24 protein-coding genes and 1 pseudogene are annotated in these 24,072 nt (G+C 67.4%); 17 read left to right on the top strand and 8 right to left on the bottom strand.

The window, feature by feature from the left end:
* Positions 1–9: 9 nt before the first annotated feature.
* Together LZ604_RS30990 and LZ604_RS30985 are read right to left on the bottom strand one after the other, a co-directional pair.
* Complete coding sequence (locus tag LZ604_RS30990; protein ID WP_234519207.1) at positions 10–261, bottom strand: WhiB family transcriptional regulator; 252 nt, start codon at positions 259–261, stop codon at positions 10–12.
* 154 nt (positions 262–415) lie between these two features.
* Entirely contained in the window at positions 416–814 is a 399-nt protein-coding gene (locus tag LZ604_RS30985) for a winged helix-turn-helix transcriptional regulator (RefSeq protein ID WP_234519205.1), read from the bottom strand.
* Between the two features lie 140 nt (positions 815–954).
* On the opposite strand from LZ604_RS30985, the gene LZ604_RS30980 reads away from it, so the two are divergent.
* Positions 955–1,800, top strand: coding sequence for an SDR family oxidoreductase (locus LZ604_RS30980; protein WP_234519203.1), 846 nt, complete (start codon positions 955–957; stop codon positions 1,798–1,800).
* A 71-nt stretch (positions 1,801–1,871) separates the two neighbouring features.
* On the opposite strand, the pseudogene LZ604_RS30975 reads toward LZ604_RS30980, so the two are convergent.
* Positions 1,872–2,183 (bottom strand): annotated as a pseudogene (locus tag LZ604_RS30975) (hypothetical protein); the annotation flags it as partial.
* 737 nt (positions 2,184–2,920) lie between these two features.
* Here LZ604_RS30975 and LZ604_RS30965 point away from each other — a divergent pair.
* Both LZ604_RS30965 and LZ604_RS30960 read left to right on the top strand, forming a co-directional pair.
* Complete coding sequence (locus LZ604_RS30965; RefSeq protein WP_234377037.1) at positions 2,921–4,171, top strand: hypothetical protein; 1,251 nt, start codon at positions 2,921–2,923, stop codon at positions 4,169–4,171.
* A gap of 155 nt (positions 4,172–4,326) precedes the next feature.
* Positions 4,327–4,740: an NUDIX hydrolase gene (locus LZ604_RS30960; protein ID WP_234519201.1), complete on the top strand. Its 414-nt coding sequence runs from the start codon at positions 4,327–4,329 to the stop codon at positions 4,738–4,740.
* Between the two features lie 241 nt (positions 4,741–4,981).
* Here the strand turns inward: LZ604_RS30960 and LZ604_RS30955 are convergent, their stop codons facing one another.
* Both LZ604_RS30955 and aspS read right to left on the bottom strand, forming a co-directional pair.
* Positions 4,982–5,551, bottom strand: a complete 570-nt coding sequence (locus tag LZ604_RS30955) for a nucleotidyltransferase domain-containing protein (protein ID WP_234519199.1) — start codon at positions 5,549–5,551, stop codon at positions 4,982–4,984.
* Positions 5,552–5,679: 128 nt separating this feature from the next.
* Complete coding sequence (aspS, locus tag LZ604_RS30950; protein ID WP_234519196.1) at positions 5,680–7,002, bottom strand: aspartate--tRNA(Asn) ligase; 1,323 nt, start codon at positions 7,000–7,002, stop codon at positions 5,680–5,682.
* A 521-nt stretch (positions 7,003–7,523) separates the two neighbouring features.
* Here aspS and LZ604_RS30945 point away from each other — a divergent pair.
* Positions 7,524–8,507: a phosphotransferase family protein gene (locus LZ604_RS30945; RefSeq protein WP_234519195.1), complete on the top strand. Its 984-nt coding sequence runs from the start codon at positions 7,524–7,526 to the stop codon at positions 8,505–8,507.
* 44 nt (positions 8,508–8,551) lie between these two features.
* Here LZ604_RS30945 and serS read toward each other — a convergent pair whose 3' ends face one another.
* A complete protein-coding gene (gene serS, locus LZ604_RS30940; protein ID WP_234519194.1) occupies positions 8,552–9,838 on the bottom strand; it encodes a serine--tRNA ligase in 1,287 nt (428 codons plus the stop codon).
* A 419-nt stretch (positions 9,839–10,257) separates the two neighbouring features.
* On the opposite strand from serS, the gene LZ604_RS30935 reads away from it, so the two are divergent.
* Positions 10,258–10,827, top strand: a complete 570-nt coding sequence (locus LZ604_RS30935) for an HD domain-containing protein (RefSeq protein WP_234519193.1) — start codon at positions 10,258–10,260, stop codon at positions 10,825–10,827.
* Positions 10,828–10,837: 10 nt separating this feature from the next.
* Here the strand turns inward: LZ604_RS30935 and LZ604_RS30930 are convergent, their stop codons facing one another.
* Together LZ604_RS30930 and LZ604_RS30925 are read right to left on the bottom strand one after the other, a co-directional pair.
* A complete protein-coding gene (locus tag LZ604_RS30930) occupies positions 10,838–11,305 on the bottom strand; it encodes an NUDIX hydrolase (RefSeq protein WP_234519192.1) in 468 nt (155 codons plus the stop codon).
* Positions 11,306–11,312: 7 nt separating this feature from the next.
* Positions 11,313–12,062 (bottom strand): DUF5919 domain-containing protein, encoded by a 750-nt coding sequence (locus LZ604_RS30925; protein ID WP_234519191.1) that lies wholly within the window; start codon positions 12,060–12,062, stop codon positions 11,313–11,315.
* 98 nt (positions 12,063–12,160) lie between these two features.
* On the opposite strand from LZ604_RS30925, the gene LZ604_RS30920 reads away from it, so the two are divergent.
* From LZ604_RS30920 to LZ604_RS30865, 12 genes are all read left to right on the top strand, one after another.
* The gene (locus tag LZ604_RS30920; RefSeq protein WP_234519190.1) at positions 12,161–12,859 is read left to right on the top strand and encodes an HAD family hydrolase; all 699 of its coding nucleotides are present in this window, start codon (positions 12,161–12,163) and stop codon (positions 12,857–12,859) included.
* 199 nt (positions 12,860–13,058) lie between these two features.
* Positions 13,059–14,102, top strand: a complete 1,044-nt coding sequence (locus LZ604_RS30915; protein ID WP_234519189.1) for a hypothetical protein — start codon at positions 13,059–13,061, stop codon at positions 14,100–14,102.
* A complete protein-coding gene (locus tag LZ604_RS30910) occupies positions 14,099–16,147 on the top strand; it encodes a phosphoketolase family protein (protein WP_234519188.1) in 2,049 nt (682 codons plus the stop codon). The genes LZ604_RS30915 and LZ604_RS30910 overlap by 4 nt, the downstream gene beginning before the upstream one ends.
* On the top strand, positions 16,144–17,214 hold the full coding sequence (locus tag LZ604_RS30905) for an enolase C-terminal domain-like protein (RefSeq protein ID WP_234519187.1): 1,071 nt from the start codon (positions 16,144–16,146) through the stop codon (positions 17,212–17,214). The genes LZ604_RS30910 and LZ604_RS30905 overlap by 4 nt, the downstream gene beginning before the upstream one ends.
* A complete protein-coding gene (locus LZ604_RS30900; protein ID WP_234519184.1) occupies positions 17,196–17,642 on the top strand; it encodes a chalcone isomerase family protein in 447 nt (148 codons plus the stop codon). The genes LZ604_RS30905 and LZ604_RS30900 overlap by 19 nt, the downstream gene beginning before the upstream one ends.
* Positions 17,639–18,304, top strand: a complete 666-nt coding sequence (locus LZ604_RS36135) for an HAD family hydrolase (RefSeq protein WP_234519182.1) — start codon at positions 17,639–17,641, stop codon at positions 18,302–18,304. Before LZ604_RS30900 ends, LZ604_RS36135 begins: the two co-directional genes overlap by 4 nt.
* Positions 18,301–19,098: a class I SAM-dependent methyltransferase gene (locus tag LZ604_RS30890; protein WP_234519180.1), complete on the top strand. Its 798-nt coding sequence runs from the start codon at positions 18,301–18,303 to the stop codon at positions 19,096–19,098. Before LZ604_RS36135 ends, LZ604_RS30890 begins: the two co-directional genes overlap by 4 nt.
* Positions 19,095–19,934, top strand: a complete 840-nt coding sequence (locus LZ604_RS30885; RefSeq protein WP_234519178.1) for a creatininase family protein — start codon at positions 19,095–19,097, stop codon at positions 19,932–19,934. The genes LZ604_RS30890 and LZ604_RS30885 overlap by 4 nt, the downstream gene beginning before the upstream one ends.
* Positions 19,918–20,685: a phytanoyl-CoA dioxygenase family protein gene (locus LZ604_RS30880; protein WP_234519177.1), complete on the top strand. Its 768-nt coding sequence runs from the start codon at positions 19,918–19,920 to the stop codon at positions 20,683–20,685. The genes LZ604_RS30885 and LZ604_RS30880 overlap by 17 nt, the downstream gene beginning before the upstream one ends.
* Before the next feature lie 2 nt (positions 20,686–20,687).
* The gene (locus LZ604_RS30875; protein WP_234519175.1) at positions 20,688–21,338 is read left to right on the top strand and encodes an L-threonylcarbamoyladenylate synthase; all 651 of its coding nucleotides are present in this window, start codon (positions 20,688–20,690) and stop codon (positions 21,336–21,338) included.
* A 168-nt stretch (positions 21,339–21,506) separates the two neighbouring features.
* Positions 21,507–22,331 (top strand): hypothetical protein, encoded by an 825-nt coding sequence (locus tag LZ604_RS30870; protein WP_234519171.1) that lies wholly within the window; start codon positions 21,507–21,509, stop codon positions 22,329–22,331.
* Between the two features lie 41 nt (positions 22,332–22,372).
* Positions 22,373–23,899 carry an amino acid permease gene (locus tag LZ604_RS30865; protein WP_234519170.1) on the top strand — a complete coding sequence of 509 codons (1,527 nt, stop codon included), beginning with the start codon at positions 22,373–22,375 and terminating at the stop codon, positions 23,897–23,899.
* Positions 23,900–24,072 lie beyond the last annotated feature (173 nt).

The raw sequence follows: 24,072 nt of genomic DNA, 5'->3' as shown, positions 1-24,072 counted from the left end.
CACGATGTCCTATTCCGTGCGGCGCCGGGCGCCCGCGCGCCGATTCAGCGCACGGCGTTCGGCCTCGTTCGTGCCGCCCCACACGCCGACGGTCTGCTCGGTGTCCAGTGCCCACTGCAGACACCGCTCCCGCACGGGGCAGCGCCGGCAGACCGTCTTGGCCTGCTGGGTCTGCAACAGCCCCGGTCCCGTGGTGCCGACCGGAAAGAAGAGGTCGGGGTCCTCCTGGCGGCACGCGGCGTGGTCTCGCCAGTCGTCCATGAAAGTCACCTGCGATCGAAAGTCCGTGCCTCGGAAAGGGTGTACTCGGCCCCGGGTCACCTGCCGATGCGTGGGTGAAACAGTTCCATGACCGTACGGGTCGGAGTTTCGCCAAATCGTCACAACACCAGTTCCCGGACGGCGCCGCAGCGTGCTACCGGGCGGAATCGGCGTCGTAGTCCTGCCGGGCCTGCTCGACCTTGCCCAGGTTCTCGAAAGCCCATTCGGTGAGGTGCGCGAAGAGTGGAGCGAGGCTGCGGCCCAGCTCGCTGATCTCGTACTCGACCCGAGGGGGAACCTCCGGGTGGTACGTGCGCACGATCAGACCGTCGCGCTCCAGTTGTCTCAGCCGCTGGGTCAGCACCTTCGGCGTGATCTTGGCGATGCGTCGTTCCAGCTCGACAAAGCGCTGGCGGCCGTAGGTATGCAGGCTCCACAAGATCGGAGTGGTCCACCGGCTGAACACGATGTCGACGACCGGGCCGATCGGGCAGGCGAGTTCCGGGTCCGTCGCGGCGGGTGCCGTCCGGGTCGCCTTGCCGGCCATGCGCATCCCTTCGGGATAGCCACTTTCCTCTAGGTACCTACTATATCGCCGGTGTTAGCGTCCCCGCATGGCCCGGAGCTCGGCTCTCCGCGCCGTCATCGCCCACTGAGGCATCGTCAAACACATTGCTAAGCAGGGGAGTCAACGTGATTGCAGTGACGGGAGCGACTGGCAACGTCGGCCGAAAGCTTGTGCAGGCCCTTGTGGCGGCCGGTGAGCAGGTGACCGCAACGTCGCGGGGCATCTCGGAAGCCGACGTGCCGGAGGGCGTCGAGTCGCGGCGGGCGGATCTGACCGATGCCGCGACCCTTCGCCCGGTGTTCGACGGCGCGGAGGCGTTGTTCCTCCACGACGGCGGCGCCGGCGCCCACCTGATGAACCCGCGGGACGTCCTGGACGCTGCCAAGGCCGGCGGAGCGGAACGGGTCGTGCTGCTGTCCTCGCAAGGAGTCGCGACCCGGCCGCAGTCGGCCTCCCATGGGGACACGGCACGTGCGATCGAGGACGCCGTCCGGGAGTCGGGCCTGGACTGGACGATCCTTCGGCCCGGCGGCTTCGACTCCAATGCGTATGCATGGTCAGAGTCGGTCCGCACCCGGCGAAGCGTCGCCGCGCCGTTCGGTGACGTGGGCCTGCCCACGATCGACCCGACCGACATCGCGGAGGTGGCCGCCGTGACACTGCGCGAGAAAGAACACGCCGGGCGGATCTACGAGCTGACCGGGCCCGCCCCCAGCACTCCCCGGCAGCGAGCCGAGGCGATCGGCGACGCCCTCGGTGAACCGGTCCGGTTCGTCGAGCAAACCAGAGAGGAGGCCCGCTCCCAGATGCTGCAGTTCATGCCCGAGCCCGTGGTCGAGACCACCCTCGCGATCCTCGGCCGGCCCACCCCCGCCGAGCAGCGCATCAGCCCCGACGTCGAGCTGGTCCTGGGCCGCGCGCCCCGCACGTTCGCCGACTGGGCACGGCGCCATATCGCCGCCTTCCGATAGCTCGGACTGCTGGCACGGATCGAGGCCAAGCCCGAGTACGCCGAGAAGGTCGAGGCCCTGCTGCGCGACGCGCTCCGCCACATCACCGGCTCGTCCCGCTCGCGCCACGCCAGCCCCGCGTACCACTTCGGCATAGACACTCCATGCAAGACCGCTGCGGCCTCGGTGCCGTTCCAGCCCCGTGTTCCGATCCGGTCGAAGCTGCGCCGCTCAACCCTCACCCACGTTCCACGGTCCGTCCGCGCCCCAACCGAGCGCCGCTTGCACACCACGGTGTCACGGAGCAACTGCATTTGAAGGGACCGCTCCACGTGTTCGAGAACGTCATCAACCGGCTCAACACGCAAGTCCACGGCCCGTGCACCAGGCGAAGAGAGCGTCATCTGGACTCCTTGGGCCCTCGCTGTGGGGTAGGGGCGACCTGCCGTCAGGTGAAAGCACCCGTAAGTTGATTAATGTAGTGGGTGATGTGCGGAATCCTGTGCGGCAGTTGATCGAGCGGGAAGAGGCGGAGCGCCTGGCATTCGCCAAGGACGAGATCGGTTGCGGCAACTTCCCCCCTCTACGGAGCGAGGAACAGCTGCGGCGGGATGATCTGCGGCGGGAGGGACCGCGACGGCCCGCGAGACGCTGGATTAGACGGGCGTGTGCTGTGCTGTACGGCGCGGTCTGGTTGAGCGGATCCATCCGGCGACGGGTGTCCACTGCGTGTACCTGGCAGGGGACGCAACGAACAATGATGCGGTTGAAGAGCGGCTTGGGTGGCGAAGAATGCGGCGGGCCTGTAGGTTCTCAATTTCAGTGTCAGGCGCCGACCCTGTGACCTGGATATTTCCCTTGAGTCTCACGTTGTGTCGGCAGGCGGCTGTCTCAGATCGGTGTCATTTCCTCAGGCTGTCCAGCAGGCTGCAACGCGGCCCGGAGCGTCACGAACCTGCATCGGCAACCATCCGTTCCACCCACTCACACACCTTCGTTGCACACGAACGTCCCGAGCGTCGTCGCTGACAAGCGCCTGCGGGACTACGGACGGGTTGATCAGCCCATAATTGGAGTCAGTGCCGAGCGACCCGGCGCATCGCACCCGCCCCGGGTGCACTCACCGCGATCGGAGAGCATCGTGAAGAACAGCGCGTTGTGGCGAGTGGTTGACAACGAGAGTGGTACCCAGTCCATCGTCAGCTCGCCCTCCGAGGCGGTGGCGTTCGTCAACAGCCGGTTCGACACCGATGACGACGACGAGCCGTTCAGCATCACCGAGGTCGGTCCTCTCCTTCCGAAGCCGCTCGGGGTCATCACTGCATGGGCTGCCGAGAAGGACGGCGAGCGAACCGACGGGCGTACTGCCCCGATCACCATCAGGCCGGTTGTGACGGACAACGCCAGCGAGTGCGATGACGTCGTGCTCTGGGGCGACGTGTACGTCTCCTGGGACCACGACATGTACACCGTCGAGGAGCCGGACAGCTCCGAGTACAGCGAGGCTTACAGCGCAGCCGAGTTGAGCGCGATCCTCGACGAGTACGCCGATGACTACGAGTACGCGCCTGAAGGGCCTGAAGGGCCCGACAGCCACAGGTGGCCGAAACCGGAAGAGTTGATCACCTACGGCGCCCAGGAGTGCGCCAAGCGGTTCGGGCACCTCGACGACGACGCCCTGCTGTGGCTCGCTGCCACCCGCATCACGCTCGCCGTGTGGCGCAACACACCCGTCGAGAACTGGCATGCCGGGAAGAGTCCGCTGCACGACGGCACAATGATGCGGATCAACGCGGCAACCACCCGACTCGTGCGCTCGATGCTGTCGTTCGACCATGTCGATTGGATCGGTCTCGGTCTCGCGATCGTCAACCCGTCCCGGGTTCTACCGACCGGACAGTCTGTGCTCGAGCTCGGGCTGGCCTGCCACAACCCTGACGACCCGGCACACGAGGATGATCCGCGCGTAGAACTCGCGGAGATGGCACAGGTCGCGATCTCATGGGGGCGAAGGTACTGCCTTAGCGAGAAGGAGTTCGGTCTGCGAACCCTGGTCGAATCCTTGTGCGCGTTCGACAACGGCTGGTTCGGAGCACCGAGTTGGGGGCGCATCGTCGATCGGTTCCTTACGGCTGTCGACGACCGGGAGAATGCGCACTGGCGCATACACCGGGACAAGCCTTGGTTCGACGAGTGGTTCACCAACCGGCCGGCCGACATTGCGGACACCACGGAATTTCGTCGGCTGCTCCTTGCCGGGCCCGACCTGCTGTCCGAGGAGGCCGCCGAATGGTGCGTGGATGGCGCCATCGGCTACGTCTGTCAGGACGACCACGCAAACGGCTGCCCGCTGTGCGGTATCCCGCTGGCAACGGAGTCCTCAAACGAGTGACGGCAGTGGCCAGCGATTCTCAATCCCGTGTCAGTTCGGCCAGTCACATGACATCGCGACTGAGAAAATGACACGGGATCTGAGAACCTACAGGGCCGCTTCATGTCCGTCGACACGATCTACCCGCCGATGCTGGCAGCACTGGAGGAAGACGTATGACCGAGCAAACGGCACAAGAGCGACCGGGCATCGCAGCCGCGATCGTGGTACAGGACGGCGCCGTGCTCATGGTTCGCCGCCGGGTCGCGGAAGGTCAACTGTCTTGGCAGTTCCCGGCGGGCGAGATCGAGGGGACGGAGACCCCTGAACAAGCAGCCGTGCGAGAGACGAGCGAAGAGGTCGGCGTGGAGGTGACCGCTCTCAAGGTCCTCGGAGAACGGGTTCACCCCAAGACTGGCCGGAAGATGACCTACGTGGCCTGTGTCGTAGAGTCCGGCGCTCCTTACGTGGCGGACGACGATGAACTGGCTGAGGTGGCATGGGTCCGGCATGCCCAGATTCCCGCGTACGTGCCATACGGCCTCTTCGACGCGGTGCAGGTATATCTCGACGCCGCACTGAGCCGGTAACACCTCGGTGCGTGCTGCGGACGGAGGACGAGGCAGCTTCGGGTAATCAGACCGCCCTCCCGACGAGCTAAGGAACTGGTCGTGGACACTGAAATCGGCCTGATCTGCCTGCGGTTGGTTAGCGTGGCTTCGCCATTGCCTCGTCGACCAAGTGTTCACTCATGGAGTGCCAGAGCTTCAGGTTGTATAACTCTCGTGCCACCTTCGTGTCTCCCGCGGACCGCGCTCGGCGGCCGACGTCTCATTTGTGTGCGTCCGGTGGCGTAAGACGCTGCCGCCATGGGTGGTCCGGCACGGTTACTGCGATGGCGTTCGCCAACCAAATGCGTTGAGGTTCGCCGAGCAGCGGCAGTACCGCTTCGAAGTCTGTCTCATCCTTCTCCCGTGTCGCCTTCGCCTTGTAGTAGAGCTGCACCTCGGGCGCCAGGTAGGGGATACCAGTCCCGCTTCGTCGTCCCAGCCGCTCGATCGGAAGCCGGATCCGTGGGGTACGCCGAGAGACCCAATGGGTGCCCTCCGCCTCGTCCAGCATGAGCTGCACGGACCAGGGCGCCTCAGGCGTGCGTCGGCACCAGATGTCGTGGAGGGGCGGCTGAAGAGTCTCCCCAGAACGCCACGGGCGCAGCCGCCCCATGCCAGGTGGGTCCGCCACGTACAGGTCCCAGTCGGTCAAGAGATCGCGCACGCGAGCTTGGTCCCGTCGGAGGACGAGGACATCGAGATCGCCGTGCGGGCGTAGCTCACGGCCGACGGCGAGTTCGATCGCGTACCCGCCAGCGATCCACCACGGGAAGTCGGCCGCAGCGAACATGACAGCTAGATCTTCGGGACGAGCCGGCACCCAGCGCCCCACTCCCTCAATACTCACCTGTCCATGCTCTCAGTGAACGCGGCCCCGGAAGGGAAATCCGACGTAGGCCAGCCATACACAGAGGCCAGCTATGGGGTGAGCCGGTTCGGTCCGCGGAAGAGGAAGGTGGCCTCGCGGATCGACTCCAGTCCGAGCAAGACCATGAGTACGCGGCCAAGGCCCATGCCCAGCCCGCCGTGCGGTGGGCACCCGTACCGGAACGCGTTCAGGTAGTCCTGCATCGGTTCCGGACTCATGCCCTTCTCGGCGGCTTGCTTCAGCAGCACGTCGTAGCGGTGCTCGCGCTGGGCGCCGGTGGTGATCTCCAGCCCCTTCCAGAGCAGGTCGAAGCTCAGGGTCACGCTCGGGTCGTCGGCCGGCCGCATGTGGTAGAAGGGCCGGATGCCCACGGGGTAGTGGGTGATGAACACGAACTCGTGGCCGGTGGCCTGCTGGATGTGGGCGCTGATGCTCCGCTCGCCCTCCGGGTCCAGGTCCTCCTTGGTTCCTTCCGAGTCCCATCCGCCCTTGTGCAGGATGTCGTGCACCGTGGCCATGGTGATGCGGGGGAAGGGCGTCGTGGGGACGGTGATCTCCACGCCGAACTGCTCCCGGACCGCATCGCCGTGTGCACCGGCGACCTTGGTGATGGCGTGGGCGAGCATCTGCTCCTCGAACGCCATAACGTCCTCGACGCCGTCAATCCAGGCCAGCTCGACGTCGACGCCGGTGAACTCGGTGGCGTGCCGGGAGGTGAACGACGGCTCTGCACGGAAGACGGGGCCGATCTCGAAGACCTTCTCGATTCCGGCCGAGATCGCCATCTGCTTGTAGAACTGCGGCGACTGGGCGAGATAGGCGCTGCGATCGAAGTAGCCGAGTTCGAAGACCTCGGCGCCAGACTCCGAGGCGGTGCCCATGAGCTTGGGGGTGTGCATTTCCGTGGCGCCCTGGGCATAGGCGTACTCGCGCATCCCCTGCTCCAGGGTGGTCTGCACGGCGAACATCAGCTGAGCGGCGGGACGGCGGCGTACGTCCAGGAACCGCCAGTCCAGGCGGTGCTCCAGGCTGGTGTGCTCGTCGATGGGCAGCGGTGTCGCGGCCCGGTTCAGGACCTCGACCCGCTCCGGGATGATCTCCAGGCTGTGGAGCTTCACGATCGGGTTCTCGACGACGCGGCCGGTGATCCGCACCGCGGACTCCGGCGTGAGCTGCTGCAGGGCGGCCTCGATGTCGTCGCCTGCGCCGCCGCGCCGGTGGGTGACCTGCACCATGCCTGTGTGGTCGCGTACGACGACGAACTGGACCTTACTCAGCAGGCGCAGAGTGTGCGCCCAGCCCGACACGGAAACGGTTCGACCCAAGTGCTCGCGCAGGTCGGATACCAGTACACGATCGGTCGTATGGATCATCGCAGCCCTCCAGGGCGTCATGGTGATCCCTTGGGGGCGCGGGCGAGAAGGGGACTCGCGGTTCCACCACGCCTTCACCACCACTCGACAGTGGCGGCCTCATTCGTGGCCGGTAACGGGGCCGGCCGGCGGGGCATTGGACCACATGGCCGTTCCTCCCCGCACTCAGGAGGGTCTTCGCCCTGGGGCGCGAGGCTGCCTTCCCAGCTGCCAGCAGCTCTCTCGGCTCGCGTGATCCCGGGCTACTCGTCTCCGTCATCGCGTTGCGACGGAGGATAGCGAGCGAGGGCCTCGAGACGACAGCGAGATTTCTGCGTAGATCGTGATCGTGCCAGTGGGCAGGTTCGGAAGCAGGTGCGGCCACCCGACGATCAACGGCGCCAGGAAGGAGGAGGTGTAGTCGCACTGATGATGACGCTACCCGGGGCGCAGCCTACGGGGCTCAGTCAGCGAATGGACGGACACGGATCCGCGTGACAATTTCGTGGCGCTGGGAAACATAGCTCCCCCATCCTGACGGAATGCCCGACATCATCACCTCGCGCCTTCAGTACAACGCCACAGCGGTACGCCCAGACTGGAAGGACCTCCCACAAGATGTTCGCCAGCTCATCACCCGACGCCTCGGAGGCTCGGTACATGCCGGGCGCAGCGCAGGGAGCGGATTTACCAGCGGCTTCGCCGCTGTACTCCGCGGGGCCTTCGGACCTCTGTTCGTCAAGGCGGTCAAGAGCCTGGACAACAGCATGGTGGCCGACTCCTACCGCAGGGAAGCGTTGATCAACCAGGCGCTCCCGGCAGAGATTCCGGCGCCACGCCTGCAGTGGATTGAGGAGCACGACGGATGGGTCGTTCTCGGCATCGACGCTGTCCCCGGTGGCCGCATGCCCACCACACCGTGGAAGTCTGATGAGCTAAGGGCCACTCTCGACGCGTACAGGATCACAGCAGAGGCACTCTCTACCCCACCCACAGCACTTCAGCATGTGGGCCTCAAGCCGGTGGGTGACGGCGGTGACTTCGCCGACTGGCGCAACCTCGCCCGAGGCGCCACGTCCACGAACGCCCTGCCTTCCTGGGTACCACTCGACCTACTGGACGTGCTGGCCAGCCTGGAAAGCGGATGGCGGGAGGCCGTCGCAGGCAATGCCGTCCTCCACCACGACCTACGACAGGACAACGTGCTGATCGATGCGTACGGCGCCGCGTGGATCTGCGACTGGAACTGGCCCCGCCTGGGTGCAAGCTGGTTCGACCTCGTCCTGCTCCTGGCCACCGCCTACGCCGACGGACACGACGCCACCGCCCTGTTCACCCAGCACCCCACCGCCCGCGGAGTCGCCGACGAACAACTCGATGCGGCGCTCGCCGCTCTCTCCGGTTTCTTCCTCACCTCCGGCGGACAGCCCGCAGCAGACTGGTCACCGCATCTTCGCCAGCACCAGACGTGGTGTGGAGAGGTCACGCTGCGATGGCTGGCTAACCGGCGTGGTTGGGCATTCTGACCTGGGGTCCACCCGTTCAGTGTTCGACAGACAGCCCGCTCAGCTCAGGCCGAGGGCGGTGCTGTCAGGACGCCGCTCGGGATCCACTTGCGCAACACGTCGGGTACCTCCACGGTGCCGTCGGCCCGCTGGTGCTGCTCCAGCAGCGCGGGCACAAGCCTGCTCGTGGCCAGACCTGAGCCGTTCAGCGTGTGGACGAACGTCGACTTCCCCTGTTGCGGCCGGTAGCGGATGTTGCCACGCCTCGCCTGGTAATCGCGGGCATTCGACACCGAGCTGACCTCGACGTACGCCTCGATGCTCGGCAGCCACACCTCGACGTCGTACGTCTTGGCCATCGCTGCGCTGGTGTCCCCGGCCGCGAGTCGCGTGATCCGATAGTGCAGGCCCAGTCCCTTTACCAAGTCCTCCGCTCTGCCGAGAAGCTCCTCGTGTGCGGCGTCCGAGGCGTCAGGGCGGGTGAACTGGAACAGCTCGACCTTGTTGAACTGGTGACCGCGCAGGGTCCCCCGCTCAGCCGTGCGATAGCCGCCGGCCTCCTTGCGGTAGCACGGCGTGTACGCGACGTACTTCCGAGGCAGCTCCGTCTCGGGCAGCGTCTCGTCCCGGTGCAGATTGACCAACGCTGTCTCCGCGGTCGGTAGCAGGAACCGCTCCGGACCGTGCTCCCCCTGCTCCAAGGCGAAGACCTCGTCCGCAAACTTGGGGAACTGGCCCGCCGTGTACCCGGCCGCGAAGGTCAGGATGTGCGGTGGCAACACGAACTCATAGCCGTCTCGCACATGGGCCTCCAGGAAGTGGTTCAGCAGCGCCCACTCTAGGAGCGCGCCGTCACCCCGGTAGATCCAGAAGCCGCTGCCGCCGAGCTTCGTGCCCCGCTCATAGTCGACCAAGCCCAGAGTCCGAGCGAGCTCCACATGGTCCCTGGGCGTGAAACCGAACTCCGGACGCTGGCCGGCTTCACGAATGACCTCGTTGTTCTCCTTGCCCCCGGCCAGCACGTCCGCGTCGGGTAGGTTCGGCAGCGGATCAAGGAAGGCCTGACGCGCCTGCTCCAGTTCAATGAGCCGCGCCTCGACGGCGGTCAGCTGCTCGCCCACGGCCGATGCTTCACCGTGCAGACTTGCCACGCCCTCGCCAACCCGCTGCCGTTTCGCGATCTCGCCCGAGATCCTCTTGCGCTCCCCACGGAGGCGTTCCATCTCAGCCCGCACCTGTCGGTAGTCGTCGTCCAGTCGAAGAAACTCGTCGAGGTCGACGTGGACCGCCCGCTTGGCTAGTGCCTGCTGGACATGGACTGGGTTCTGGCGAATCAAGGTGACATCGATCATCCTGCCGTGCTCCATTCGATCAGTCATCATGACGTGATCCCTTGAGAGCGCGGGCGAGAAGGGGCAACTCGCGGTGCCACCGCGCCTTCGCCACCAGCAGATGGTGGCCTCATTCACGACCCGGTCACGGGGGTCAACCGGCGGGGCATTGGACCTTCCCTGAGGCCGTTTCTCCCCGCACTCGGGAGGGGATTCACCTGGGGCGCGAGGCTGCCTTCCCAGCTGCCAGCAGCTCTCTCGGCTCGCGTGATCCCTGGCTACTCGTCTCCGTCAACGCGTTGCCCGGAAGAATAAGTACGCGGCGATCGGATCCGCAATCGAGAAACGCTTCAGCGGCTCCCGCAGCGTCCAGGCGTCCCCTTTGCGCACGGCCGCGGATGCCCAAGACATCCTCGCCGTTGCTGCCATATCCTCCCCAGGTGGCAACGACCAAGGTTGACTGGGCGTACGAACTGGCCGGTGAGCTGCTGAGTAGCAGCCTCCCGCGCAGGTGGGCACACTCGCAGGGCGTTGCCGCTTGCGCCCAGACGCTGGCGCCGCTGGCCGGTAACAGCGCCGAGGTGCTGGAAGCGGCTGCGGTGCTGCATGACATCGGCTACGCGCCCCCGCTCGTCTCTACGGGATTCCATCCGCTGGACGGAGCACGGTATCTCCGGGACGTGCACTGGGCGGAGGGACGGGTTGTCCGCCTGGTCGCGAACCACTCGAATGCGCTGCTCGAAGCCGAGGAGCGTGGCCTCCGGACTGAGCTGGCCGACGAGTTCCCCCTCCTGGATGATCCGCTCCTCGTGGACGCGCTGGTCTACTGCGACATGACCACGACGCCGGACGGCCGACGGACGACGCCCCATGAGCGGCTGCAGGAGATCTTGGGCCGCTACGGCGAGGACAGCGTGGTCGGGCGTTTCATCCGCCGGGCCGCCCCGCACATCCACGCGAGTGTGGATCGGGTGCGGGCGGCTGCGGTCGAGGCCGGCGTGGAGCTGTAAGTCCGAGCGGTCAGCCGAGGTAGGGGTAAGCCCCGGTCAGGTAGTGGCCGATCTGCTCGTGCATGCTCGGGTGGATGTCGAGCTTGTCGAGGTCGTCCGGGTGAACCCAGCGCACGCCGTCGGCCTCGTCATTGACGGTGGGCTTGCCCCCTACGGGGCGGCCGATGTACACGGCCTCGTACTGCTGCCGGATCTCGCCGTCGGTGTACTCGATGATGTGCTCCGGGTTGGAGTAGACGCCCAGGAAGCCGGTGACCTCCGCGACGATGCCGGTCTCCTCCTCGCACTCGCGGACGGCGCACTGCGCCGGGCTCTCGCCGATGTCCTGGGCTCCGCCGGGCAGGGCCCACTGGCCGGTGTCGCGGCGTCGCTGGAGAAGGATGGCGCCATCGTCGTTGACCACGAGCAGGTTGCTGGCGGGGATAAGGGTGTTGGCCTTGGGGGCCTTGGGGTCGTGGTAGTACTCGGTCCTGCCCACGGCAGTGCTACTCCTGTCTGTCGGGCGCCCAGGGGCGCGCGGATGCCCACACGGCCTCGAAGCTGTCGCCGTACCGCTGGAACCACTCCCCACCGTCTATGTTACGGAGCTGGAGTAGCGGGTTGGCGCTGGCCGGCTGGCCCCAGATGTGCGGGTTGACCATGAGGTGGTCGTCGTATCGGAAGATCGAGTTGTAGAGCGTCGTGTCGTGAAGGCGCACCTCACAGCCTGGGTAGCCGACGAGGTCGCGGTAGTACGTGAGGGAGGCCCTGATCTTGGCCGCGAGCGTGTCTCCGATGCCCTCCTCCCTGCCCCTGACACGGACTGCCTCCCCGTCCGGATCGCCAAAGCACAGTCGAACACGAACGCCAGCCTGCGCCCTTTCCTGGAGCATCCTCGCGATGTGCGGGTTCGTTTGCGCGAAGAAGGTCCCAGAAAAGACGAGCACGTCAACCTGCTTCATGGCGCCCAGAAGCAGGGAGAGCCACACATCGCGAGGGACACTCGCCCGATTGGGGTAGGTGTCGACGAGCTCCGAGCGGGACGACCCAAGCCGCGGAGGCCCCTGACCGTTGTCCGGCCACAGATACGTCTCGTCGACCCGCAGCAGGTTCGCGACCGTCCAACGGTGCCGGCGGTGGGGAACCCGGCCACCGACCCACCGGCTCGCGGTCTTGGGGTCCACGGAGCAGGCTTCAGCCAACTCCTCCACGGTCAGGCCGCGTTGTACAAGCGCAGAACGCAGTCGCTCATTCACTCAGGGAAGCCAACCGGACCGTGACAGCAGGCCGCAAGTGCGATGAGCCCGCCGGATGCGGTTGTGGCCAGAACTGTTCGTATGCCTACGCTGGCCTGGTGCCACTGATCGTGCTCTGGGACATCGACCACACCCTCATCGAGAACTCCGGCGTCAGCAAAGAGATCTACGCCGCCGCCTTCGAAGGCGTCGCTGGCCGTGCCGCAACCCGTCCGGCACGCACCGAGGGCCGGACCGACCGACTGATCCTCGCGGGGATGTTCCGGGACCACGGTATGGAGCCACCGGAGTGGGCGTTGATCCAGCCCGCCCTGGTGGCCGCCGGCGCGGCACGGGAGGCCGATCTCTCCCGCCGCGGCCGTGCGCTTCCCGGTGCCCGAAAGGCCCTTGCCGCGGTGGCGGCCGAGCCCGGCATGATCTCATCGGTCCTCACCGGAAACATCCAGGCGAACGCCCGGGTCAAACTCAGGGCCTTCGGGCTGGACGAGCTGGTCGATATCGAGTGTGGGGCGTACGGAGCGGACGCGACGGACCGAGCGGATTTGGTCGACGTCGCACGGCGCCGTGTCCGCGCCGTCTACGGCACCCCGGCCGAGACGCCTGTAGTCCTCGTTGGCGATACCCCCCGTGATGTTCAGGCCGCCCTCGACTCCGGCGCGCACGTGATTGCCGTGGCCTCTGGCGTCCACAGCGCAGACGAGTTGAGGGAGGCCGGAGCGAGCATCGTGCTTGCCGACCTCACGGACGTCGCCGCCCTGATGCGTCACCTGCGGGCGCTGGCTCACGCCGTCTGCTGAAAAACGTCCCGGGACGTCCTGCAAAAGTCCCTGCGCGTGGTTCGCCGTCCTGCCGTGCGACGGCACGCTTTTCGGAGCCGTCGGCGGAGCGTCCCCCGCGTTCCGCCGACGTGCCATCCCCCTCCCGCCTCATGGATGGAGCACACGCGTGACAGCTTTAGTCGGCGGACAGGCGGGCGTGGCGTCCACACTCGCGGACGTGGAGCAGCTCGCCCGGCGGTACCGGGTGCCGGTCGAGGACGCCCTGCTCATCGCGATCAATCTCCACGGTATCGACGGTGAAGCCTCGCGTCACCGCGCCCGCTTGCAGGTGCGGCTGGACAGCGCACGATCGGTGCCCTGGCAGCTCATCGTCCCGCTCAACGCGGCGGAGTCCCCGTTCCACCTGCTGGAGGACGGACAACTGCTGCTGGGTCAATCTCGGGTCGGCGTTGTGGAGCGTGTCGATGCCGATGAGGCGGTTGGTGGCTACTTCCGTGACGGCGGCACCGCGTTGACGCTCAACCCGAATGCCCGGAGTCGCTGCGTTGGTTGTGCCTTCTGTCCCAACACGCTTGAGGCCGCGGCAGACCCGCGATTGTCGGAGGAACGGGACCTCCGGGAACTCCTCGCCGCGCTGTGCGAGCAGCACCCGCGGCGGGACCTGACGGAAGTTCGAGAGGTCACTGTCTCCACCGGATGCTTCGAGCGGGAGCCCGCGGCCGTCGACCATCTACGGGCCTTGCGCTCCGTGCTCGTCGAGTATGGCGTCGAAGCCCGCCTTGGCTTCCTCACCTCAGTGCTGCTCTCCAGGCAGGCGTTCGACGACCTTGCCGATGTGGGCCCCTTCGTGCTCCGGCTCACTGCTGAATGTTTCACCCGACGGGATCTCCTGCTGAAGGCCAGCAAGGCGGTGCTGACGACCACCTTCATGCCGGAGGTGCTGAGGCGGGCGGTTGCTGCCGGTCACGGCACGTCGTTCACGTACATCGCGGGCCTGGACGACCTCGACGCGCTCCGCACCGGTGTCGAGGCCCTCGCGCCCTACGTGACCGAGTTCCCCAACTTCCAGGTCTACCAGGCCCACAACCGCATCATGGCCGGCCTGCGAGCCTCGGGGGCCCAGGAGCTCGAGTACTACCTCCTCGCCCGCGCCGAGATAGAGAAGATCATGAAGCCCTCCGGCCTGCGACCTGCGGCATGGGAATGCTATCGGCCCCTTTGGTACTTCACCTTCGCTGACGAGACCCTGGTCGGCGCATGATGGAGGCCAACGCCGTTCTGGCCGACGCACTGTGGAGAGCCATCTGTTACTCCTCGGTGTGCCAACTCCACCTCCAGGACAACGTGCTGCTCAGCCAGCCGCTGACCGCCGAACACGTGAAGAAGCGCCCCTCCGGCCACTGGGGAACCGTGCCGGGCACCGCCTGGGCCTTGACCCACCTGGCCCTCGCTGCCGGAGCTCTCGATGGGGAAGTCGGCCTCGTACCGCTGCTCGGAGCCGGGCACGCTGGCATCGTCCAGCTCTCAGCATCCTGGGTGACGGGCGAGCTCGGCAGGCTGCGCCCCGATTTCGGCGCAGACGCCGACGGGCTGCGGCGACTCTCCTTTTCGTTCCCCGACGTGGACGGGTTGGGAGCCGAAGTGATTCCGGCGCTCCCGGCTGGCGCATTCCTCGGCGGACGGCTCGGCGGCTGCCTGCCCTTCGCCCAAGGGGCCGCCCTGGGCGCTCCCGGCAGAATCGTCGTGCCTGTGATCGGCGACGGCGAGTGCGAGACCCCGACCACCGCAGCCGCCTGGCTCGCGCACGGCGACCTCACTGGGGCCACCGTCCTTCCCGTAGTGCACGTGAACGGCTTCCGCATGGGCGGTCCGTCACTGCTCGGACGGCTGGACGACGACCGCCTTCGCGCGTACTTCGCCGGCCTCGGCTGGAAAGCCGAGATCGTCCACATCACCACGGGATCACAGGCTGAGCACGCCGCCTTTCACGCCGCCCTATGGGACGCCATGGAGTCCACCTTGGAAGACCGTCCTACAGCTCTCGTCCTGCGCTGCATCAAGGGATGGACCGGCCCTGTCGCCCTCGGCAGCCAGACGCTCCTCGGCACGCCCGCCCTGCACAAGACTCCCCTCACAAACCCGCAGGCCGACGCAGAACAACTGGCGCAGCTCGATGACTGGTTGGCCTCCTACCGGCCTTCACAGCTTTTCGACACGTACGGACGCAGCCGAGGGCCGCTCGCGGAGGCCGTCGCCCAGGTTCGCTGGTGCGCCCTTCCCTCCGCACGATCGTCGACTCCGTCTGCCCCGGGTGAGGCCAATGCGGTCTCGTTCGCAAGCGCGGTTACTGGGATCGTCCGGCAGCATGCCGAACGAGGGGACTTCCTGCTTCTCAGTCCCGACGAACTGGCCTCCAACCGTCTCCCCGGTCTTGCGGGTGAGCAATGGGCTCACGAGCTGCTGGCGGAGGAGGTGCTGTTGGAGTGGCTCGCCGGCTGGACCGCCAGCGGGCGACGGGGCCTGTTCGTGTCGTACGAAAGCTTCGCTCCTCTGCTCACGAGCGGCCTGGTGGGGCACATCAAGCAGCGACGCCTCGACGGCGCTCGGGGCCTCCCCAGCCTGAATCTCCTTCTGACCTCATACGGCTGGCACAACGTCCACACGCACGGCGACCCGTCTCTCGCCACCGCCCTACTGGCCCTCGTCGCCCCCGGAGTGCGGGTGCTGACGCCGGCGGACCCGGCGCGGACGGCGGCGGTCCTGGACGAGGCGCTCGACTCGGTGGACCGAGTCAACCTGGTCATCACGGGCAAGCACACCCGCACTCGCCATCCGGAGGGTTATCTGGCCGAGGAGCAAAGCCGTGGTCTCGCGGTGTGGTCGCACCTCAGCGACGATGACGAGCCCGACCTGACGATCGTGACAGCAGGAGACATCCCCGCTGTCGTAGCCACGGAAGCCGTCGACCGCATTCGTGACCGTCACCGGTGCCGGGTCCGAGTCGTCAATCTGCTGGACCTTACAGTCCTCGGTGCGCCAAGCGTCTGGCCACGGGGCCTGAACGGCCGCGAGGTCGAACACTACCTCGGTGCTCATGCGCCCGTTCTCGTCCTCACTCTCGGCCATCCGGCAGCTGTGTGGGGCCTATTGGCGAGAAGGCTCCGCCGCCCTGTCGACGTCATCGGCTGGCAGGAGCCCGCCGGCCCGCTGCCGCAGCGCGATCTCGCTCGCACCATGGGCATGGACGTGGCGGGCGTCGAGCGGGCTGCCGACCTCCTCCTGGCCTCCCGGGAGGTGGTCCGATGACCTCGTGGACCATCCAGGACCTCCACGTGGTCCAGACGAGGCAGCCCGCGGCAGCCGGTGACGACACCTTCTTCATCGCGGTCCGCGCTGGGAACGCGGTCGGCTGGTACGGCCCAGTCGGGGAACGCGTGGGACGCTACGTGAACGACGTACTTGCCCCCGAGACGAAGGACGCGCTGGTCACCGACCACGTTCGCCTGCTCGACGAACTGCGGACCGCGGCCCGCAGGCAGCCGTCCGAGGCAGCCTCGTGGGCTGTCGGCACGGTCGACTGCGCCGTCTGGGACCTCCACGGCCGACTCGCCGAGTGCATCGTGGCCGAACTCCTCACGACCGCAGCCCCGCAGCCGCTCATCCCGGCGTATGCCTCCTGGCTCACCCAGGACCTCAGCAGTATCAACAGCCGGAACGTGCTGACCGGCGTCATGGCCGGCGGCTGGAACTTCACCAAGTGGGGACTGCGCCGCGACCCGGCCTACCCGCCCGCAGAAGCCGCCGTACGCATGGCCCAAGCAGTTGAACGCTGCTCTCACGCTCTCGGCGCGCCGCTCGCCGTCGACGCGGTCGGCACCTGGACACCTGCACTGGCTCTTGCCTTCGCGCAGGCCGCCGACCCCGCCTGCCTCCGGTGGCTGGAGGACCCGCTCCCGCATCATGACGCCGACGTCTACGAACTCCTCGCGGCGACCCCGCTGCCGCTCGCAGTCGGCGAACGCGCTCACTGCGACGAGGACCCGGCCGGACTGATCCAGTACATACGCCCCAGCGCCCTCACCCTCGACGCCGTCGGATGCGGCGGCCTGACCCGAGCGGCACAGATCATCCCAGTCGCTCAGGCCCAGGGTCTCCCCGTATACCCACACGGCCGCTCGCTCCTGCCCGGCCTCCACCTCGCCGCCGCCTACCCCGACGCCGTCCCGGCCGTCGAATACCGGCTGCGATGGGAGCCCGGCCGTCAACGCCTCTACGAGATGCCGCTCCGCCCCGAAAACGGCCATATCCGCTTGCCAGACACCCCTGGTCTCGGCACCACGCCAAGGAGCACAGCGTGCCCAGCGCCCCACTGAACGTTCCCGTCGAAGGCACGGTCGCCCACAGCCCGGAAGGGCCCCTGCTCCGCCTGTCGCGACGAATCGACGGCCACGACACCTTCCTCACCGGAAGCCTCGACATCGCGGACTCGTCCGTCCCGGTGCGCATCCTGACCCTGGACGACGTCACTGTCCTGCGGCCCACGACCGGCTTTCCGGCATCGGTTGACGGCGAGCGTTGGCACGGCCGACTCCACCTGCCGCACGGATTGCGCCCCCGCAGCGTCCCACCGGACCTGAACGCCGCCGCCGATCAGGAAAGGCGGTCAGTCGACGCGCTCGACGAAGCGGAGCTGCGGTACGTCCTCACGTTCCTCTCCGAAGCCACCACCCCGGACATCCGGCAGGCCCGTATCGAAGCCGTCGTCTCCGCGCTCCCGGCCACCGCGGGGAGGGCCCAGTGACGTCACGGCCTGAACTGCTGGTCTCGGTGGACGTCGGGGGCACCCTGGGCATGGCCGATGGCCCCGGTCTGACGATGCGGCTGGTCGAGGCGTCACCGCTTCCTCCCACGCGTACCCGCGAGATCCTTCGGTCCAGTCTCCACACCCGCCCGGCCCTGACCGACTCGCTGGTGCACGAGGTCTGCGAAGCCATCCAGGTGCCGGCGGAGACTTTCCCACGCGATGTGGCGCCGGCCCCATTCCACCTCTATCCCGGTACCGCAGATGCCCTGCGCCGGATCAGTGCCGTAGCGACCGTCGTCACCCTCTCCAACGTGACCTGCGTCGACGCCGACACCGACGGAATGCGCAGGCTCCTCTCCCCGTGGGTGAGCGACTTCTTCCCGTCCTGCCGCATCGGTTACACCAAGCCCGACCGCCGCGCCTTCCAGGCCGTGACCGACCACTTCGGCGCGGAGCCAAGTGGCCTGATCCACGTCGGTGACGACTGGTCGTGCGACATCGTGGGTGCCATCGAAGCAGAGGCGCGCGCCGTGTGGATCTCGCGCGGAAGGCAGGTCCCCGACGAGTCCCTGCTCGTTGACCACGGTGTGCTCGTCGCCGACGACTTGGCGGCAGCCACCGCCCACATCCAGCACCTCGCACCACGGAGCGCCACATGAGCCTGTTCACCGGAACCGCCAGCTACTACCGCCAGTTCCGCCCCGGTATCCCCGAAGACGTCGCCGAGGCCCTGGACCAGGCCGCTCCGACCCGGACCGGCGGTCCGCGACGCCTGCTCGACGTCGGCACCGGCACCGGACTGGTCGCCGAGGCGCTGCTCGGCCGGTTCAACGACACCATCGCCATCGACAACGACGCCGACATGCTCGCCGCGGCGGAGTCGGCGCTGCGCCCGAAGCTGCCCGAGGGCACGCGCCTGTCGCTCGTCGAGAGCACCGCCGAGGACTTCGTGCCGCCCGCCGGCTGGAAGGCCGACCTGGTCACGATCTGCCGCGCGTTCCACTGGCTCGACCAGGCAGCCGTCCTGTCCCGCCTGGACGACCAGATCGCACCCGATGGTGTCGTGGCCATCTTCGGCGACAGCAGCTTCTGGACCGCGACCAGCCCCTGGAAGGAGGCCGTCCGGGACGTCATCAAGTCGTTCCTCGGCGAGGAACGCCGCGCCGGCTCCGGCACCTTCCAGCACCACAACCGCCCCTACAGCGAGATCATGGAGGAGTCGCCCTTCGACCAGGTCGAGGAGGCACGGATCCCTGTCCACCGCACCTGGACCACCGAAAGCATCCTCGGCTACCTCTACTCCACCTCCTTCGCCGCACCCCACCTCTTCGGCGTCCGGCTGCCCGAATTCGAGACCGCGGTCAAGGAGCGGCTCACGGACTTCAGCAAGGACGACACCTTCCCGGAGGAGAACGAGTTCCTGATCCGGTTCGGGCGGCGGAGCAGGAGGTGACGACCCCCAGCAACAGACGGGCGTTCGCCGCGCTCACCGCCCCTCGTGTGGCGGCCGAGCTCGGCGAGCGGTCCGTCCTCTGCCTGCCGCTCGGATCGGTCGAACAACACGGTCCCCACTTGCCGTTGGACACCGACACCGTTATCGCCGAGCAATTCGCGCACCGCCTGGCCACATACGTGGCGGGCCGACACGACCTCTGGGTAGGGCCGGCCGTCCCCTACGGCCTCTCGCCCGAACACGCTCGCACGCCAGGGACCATCACCCTGGACCTCCACCTGTACGCGACGCTGATCATCACGCTCGTCACCGAGTACATCCGGTCCACGCGTGTCCAGTCCCTGCTCCTCATCAACGGCCACGGCGGCAATCGCGGCGTCCTGGAGGCGGTCGTCAACCAGCTCCGTCACTCCCACGGCGTTACCACCTGCGTACTGCACCCCGCGGCACTCGCCGCCGGCCGCGTTCCGATCGACAGCGAGTTGCCCGAGGTACACGCCGGAGTGTTGGAGACCGCCCTCATGCTCGCCCTCGACCCGGACCGGGTCCGACTGGACCTCCTGCCCAGCGAGACCGTCCCCGACCCCGGCCAGCGCCAGGCAGTCGGACGCCTCGTATTGGACCGCGGCGTCACCTGGCCCTGGACGTCCGACGACCCTGCTCTCTCCACCGGGGGCGTCATCGGCGGGGACCCCCGCAAAGCCACCCCGGAGCTCGGTCAGAAGCTCCTCACCGCGGCTCTCGACGGGAGCGTGTACGCCCTGAACCGCATCGACACGGACTCGTCCCGTGGGACACCAGAAACCTTACGGAGGCACCATGCCCCTCACGCCTGAGGAGAAGGACACTTTCAAGCGGGACGGCGCGCTCGTACGCCGCGGCCTGGTCGCCCCCGAACTGGCTGGTCGCGCCGCATCGTTGATAGAGGCTTGGTACCGCGATCACCTGAAGGCCGACGACATCCCCGCGTACAGCCAGCGCACCTTCGCCCCGGAACTCGGGAGCCATCCCGACATCCTCGCCTTGTGCGCGGATACGGGCGCAGCCGAACTCGCCACCGACCTCCTCGGGGACACCCTCACCGTCACCACCGCACAGATCCAGATCCGCGTACCCGAGTCGGAGTTCCCCGATGTGCAGCCGGAGAAGCCGATGCACGTGGACGGGGTCTCCTGCCCTCACCTCGATCCGCGAGAACTGCGTACCTTCTCGCTCCTCGTCGGAGTCGTCCTGTCCGATGTGAGCAGCGCGCAGGACGGCGCGCTGCACTACCAGCCGGGCGGTCACCACACGATGGCGGACTGGTTCCGGACTCAGTGGTCGCTCGGCATGACGGAGCAGGTGCCCCCGGAGGTCGACCAGGAGCGGGGTATGGCGCTACTCGGCGCCCCCGGCGACGTCCTGCTCATGCACCATCTCGTCCCGCACTCAGTAGGACGGAACCTCACCCTGTTCCCCAGGGTGATGGCCTACTTCCGCGTTTCCCACCCGGACCACCCGCGCCGCCGCCTCGAAGCCCTGCGCGACCCGTGGCTCGACTACCCGTCTCTCGCCGCGGCTCCTCAGCCCACAGTCGACAAGGAGTAGCTATGCGTGTCATCGGTCCCGAAGACCTCGAAGCCGCAGTACAGGCGATCGAAGGCGGAGGACTCGTCGTCGTCCCGACCCGGCGCTGGTACATGGTCTGCGCCGACGCGAGCAACGCGCGGGCGTGCGACGACATCATCACGGGCAAGCGGCGCCCGAGCGGTAAGCCCCTTGCCTACGTAGCCGCCTCAACCGCCTCCTGCGAGGAATGCTTCGTCCTCAGCCCGGAGGCCAGGCGACTCGCGGCAGCCTTCTGGCCCGGCGATCTCGCGCTGCTACTGCCGTGGAAGAACGCGGAAGACGCCGCCCAGCATGCGGCCGTCGGATCACCTGCCCTGGTCACGATCGCCCCCGGCATCCTCGGGGACCTCGCGTCGGCAGTGAAAGTTCCGCTCGCGGCCACCACAGCGAACATTTCCGGAGACGCCGGTCCGGACGACCCGGGCCCGGCTATCACCATCAACCAGGTCCACGCCTTCCTGGCCGCCTCTGGCCTGGAGCCCGACGTCATCGTCAACGGCGGAGTGTGCCCGGCGGCGAACCACATGACCATCGTTGACTGCTTCACCCCCGAGGCCAGGCTGGTGCGCACAGGACTCGTCCACCAGCGGGCCATCTCGGTGGCGCTCGGCACCGAGATCCGGACCGCCTGACGACCTCGCCTCCTCCTGCTGAGCAGGCAGGAGATGGCTACCGGAGCGAACATGATGCCTACGACTGGAGGTCAGCCATCTCTTGACATGCGCCCGGCAAGAGATGATGACGCGCTGAGACGGGTCCTGGAAGACGCCTCAATGGGGCGATGGGAGGGCCCGCGGGACTTGCTGGCCTCAACCGGTGCCGACTGGGATCGCAGGATCTTCCGCCTGCAGGTTCTCGCCGAAGCGGGGGCGCGGTTGCGGTTCGCCGACACCTGGGCGAAGGCAGAGCCGCACTCGCCACACGCACTGGCCCTCCTCGCGAACGTGCAGGCGCTGCGCGCGATGATCGCCGGGCGTAAATCCGGCTGGTCACTGATGGAAGAGTCGTGGGCTACCTGTCGTTCCGCGCTGGAGGTGTGGCCGCACGACGTGGCGCCCCTGGTGGTGATGCTCGCGCTGTTGCGGACGCACGCTCCGGACCGGGCGACCCTGCGGCAAGTGTGGGCGGAGGTCAAGCAGCGTGATCCCTGGAACCGCGAGGCACACCACGAGGCCGTCACCTACCTGTTCCCGCGCTACCACGGCCAACCGGGGGAAGCCATGTGGTGGGCCGAAGAGCAGGCGTCCATTGCCCCACGGGGACTGCCAATCGCGGTCCTGCCGCTGGTCGTGGTCGCCGAGGCCCACCGCTCACGACAGGAGCTGGACCAAACGGCGTACGGGCTGACCATCCACCCCTGGATCGACTGCCCGCAGATCGATCACGTGTTGGAACGCTGGTGGCGCTACCGCGCGCCTCGTCCGCACGCCTGCTTCGCGGACGACGCCAACTACCTCGCGCACGCCCTGTCTTTCGCCAACCGCCATAGCGAGGCCGCGGAGGTCTTCGACGCGATCGGCCCCTACGCCACTCAGGTCCCCTGGTCCTACTGCGGCCAGGCCGACCAACTGTTCCTGCGGCACCGCGCCTGGGCCTACAGCCCGCCGCGGAGCCGGCACCACTGAACACCGAGACCACCCATCAACGTACGAAGGGCGGCATTCCTATGCCTCTTGACGTCTCGCGCGTGTCCGACGAGGAACGCCTGAAGCAACTCGGCTACCAGCAGACGCTAGCCCGTTCCATGTCTGGCCGGGCCAACTTCGGAGTCAGCTTCACGATCATCTCGATCCTGTCCGGCTGCATGACCCTTTACGGCTACGGCATGAACACCGGTGGCCCGGCCGTGATCATGTGGGGCTGGCTGTTCGTCGGGCTGATGACCTTGTTCGTCGGCCTGTCGATGGCCGAGGTCTGCTCCTCCTACCCGACCAGCGCCGGCCTGTACTTCTGGGCACACCGCATGGCCCTCGCGAGAACGGCCGCGGCCTGGGCATGGTTCACCGGCTGGTTCAACGCCCTGGGCCAGATAGCGGTGACCGCGGGCGTCGACTTCGGCGCCGCCAGCTTCCTCAACGCCCTGCTCGACCTTCAGTTCGGCTTCACCGCCACGCCCGGCCACACCATCACGCTGTTCGGGATCATCCTTGCCCTGCACGGTGTGCTGAACACCTTCGGTGTCCGCATCGTCGCCTTCCTCAACGAGGTCTCCATTTGGTGGCACATCCTCGGCGTCGTCGTCATCTGCGGCGCCCTCGTGCTCGTGCCCAACCACCACCAGTCGACCGGCTTCGTCTTCGGTGAGTTCGTCAACAACACCGGCTTCTCATCCAGCACCTACGTGGTGCTGATCGGACTGCTGATGGCGCAGTACACCTTCACCGGCTACGACGCCTCCGCCCACATGACCGAGGAGACCATCGACGCCTCCACCGCCGGTCCCAAGGGCATCGTCCGCTCGATCCTCGTCTCCCTCGCCGCCGGATTCCTCCTCCTCTTCGGCTTCACCTACGCCATCCAGTCCTACGCCGGCGCACTTGGATCGGGGACCGGGGTACCCCCGGCGCAGATCCTCATGGATGCCCTCGGCACTGCGGCCGGCAAGTGGATGTTGCTGGTCGTCATCGTCGCCCAGCTCTTCTGCGGCATGGCGTCCGTCACCGCCAACTCCCGCATGATCTACGCCTTCTCCCGCGACGGCGCCCTGCCCTTCTCCAAGGTGTGGCACAAGCTGAACCCAGCCACGCGCATGCCCACCAACGCCGTCTGGCTTGCCACGGGCGGCGCCTTCGCCCTCGGCCTGCCCTACCTGTGGAACACCACCGCGTACGCGGCCGTCACCTCGATCGCGACCATCGGCCTGTACATCGCCTACGTCATCCCGACCTACCTCCGGCTCCGCCAGGGCGACCGGTTCGAGCGCGGCCCCTGGCACCTCGGCTCCTGGTCCCCCATCGTTGGCACGATCGCCGTCGCCTGGGTGCTGGTGATCACCGTGCTGTTCATGCTGCCGCAGACCTCGCCCGTCACCGCGCACACGTTCAACTACGCGCCCATCGCGGTCGGCGTCGTCATCGCCTTCTGCGGCACCTGGTGGCTCGTCTCCGCCCGCAATTGGTTCCTCAACCCTGCACAGCGACGTCACTCATCCCTCCACCGAGATGCGGCCGCAGAGGCTCCCACTGGCCAGTAGGCCGTACCCGTAAGGCAGTGCGCGTGCCGCATCGCAGGGCAGTCGGCACGCGCACTGGATGCTGAGAACGAGACGTTAGGGCACCGGTCCGGCGCTGCGGCCCCCGCGCCCGGCCACCGTGAACGCTGCTGCAGCTCGCGCAGCAGGAGGACCACACCGTCAGCTGGTTCGCG

The organism is Streptomyces glomeratus, assembly GCF_021462825.1.
In the GTDB taxonomy this organism is placed as follows: Bacteria; Actinomycetota; Actinomycetes; order Streptomycetales; family Streptomycetaceae; genus Streptomyces; species Streptomyces glomeratus.
Note: the sequence above shows the minus strand (reverse complement) of the source record. Positions and strands in the feature narration are given on the sequence as shown.

What these genes read in the sequence shown, in the direction of transcription:
- LZ604_RS30990 (WP_234519207.1), bottom strand. Translation starts at nt 261, where the DNA reads ATGGACGACTGGCGAGACCACGCCGCGTGCCGCCAGGAGGACCCCGAC.
- LZ604_RS30985 (WP_234519205.1), bottom strand. Translation starts at nt 814, where the DNA reads ATGCGCATGGCCGGCAAGGCGACCCGGACGGCACCCGCCGCGACGGAC.
- LZ604_RS30960 (WP_234519201.1), top strand. Translation starts at nt 4,327, where the DNA reads ATGACCGAGCAAACGGCACAAGAGCGACCGGGCATCGCAGCCGCGATC.
- LZ604_RS30955 (WP_234519199.1), bottom strand. Translation starts at nt 5,551, where the DNA reads ATGTTCGCTGCGGCCGACTTCCCGTGGTGGATCGCTGGCGGGTACGCG.
- aspS (WP_234519196.1), bottom strand. Translation starts at nt 7,002, where the DNA reads ATGATCCATACGACCGATCGTGTACTGGTATCCGACCTGCGCGAGCAC.
- LZ604_RS30945 (WP_234519195.1), top strand. Translation starts at nt 7,524, where the DNA reads ATGCCCGACATCATCACCTCGCGCCTTCAGTACAACGCCACAGCGGTA.
- serS (WP_234519194.1), bottom strand. Translation starts at nt 9,838, where the DNA reads ATGATCGATGTCACCTTGATTCGCCAGAACCCAGTCCATGTCCAGCAG.
- LZ604_RS30910 (WP_234519188.1), top strand. Translation starts at nt 14,099, where the DNA reads ATGATGGAGGCCAACGCCGTTCTGGCCGACGCACTGTGGAGAGCCATC.
- LZ604_RS30905 (WP_234519187.1), top strand. Translation starts at nt 16,144, where the DNA reads ATGACCTCGTGGACCATCCAGGACCTCCACGTGGTCCAGACGAGGCAG.
- LZ604_RS30890 (WP_234519180.1), top strand. Translation starts at nt 18,301, where the DNA reads ATGAGCCTGTTCACCGGAACCGCCAGCTACTACCGCCAGTTCCGCCCC.
- LZ604_RS30880 (WP_234519177.1), top strand. Translation starts at nt 19,918, where the DNA reads ATGCCCCTCACGCCTGAGGAGAAGGACACTTTCAAGCGGGACGGCGCG.
- LZ604_RS30875 (WP_234519175.1), top strand. Translation starts at nt 20,688, where the DNA reads ATGCGTGTCATCGGTCCCGAAGACCTCGAAGCCGCAGTACAGGCGATC.
- LZ604_RS30865 (WP_234519170.1), top strand. Translation starts at nt 22,373, where the DNA reads ATGCCTCTTGACGTCTCGCGCGTGTCCGACGAGGAACGCCTGAAGCAA.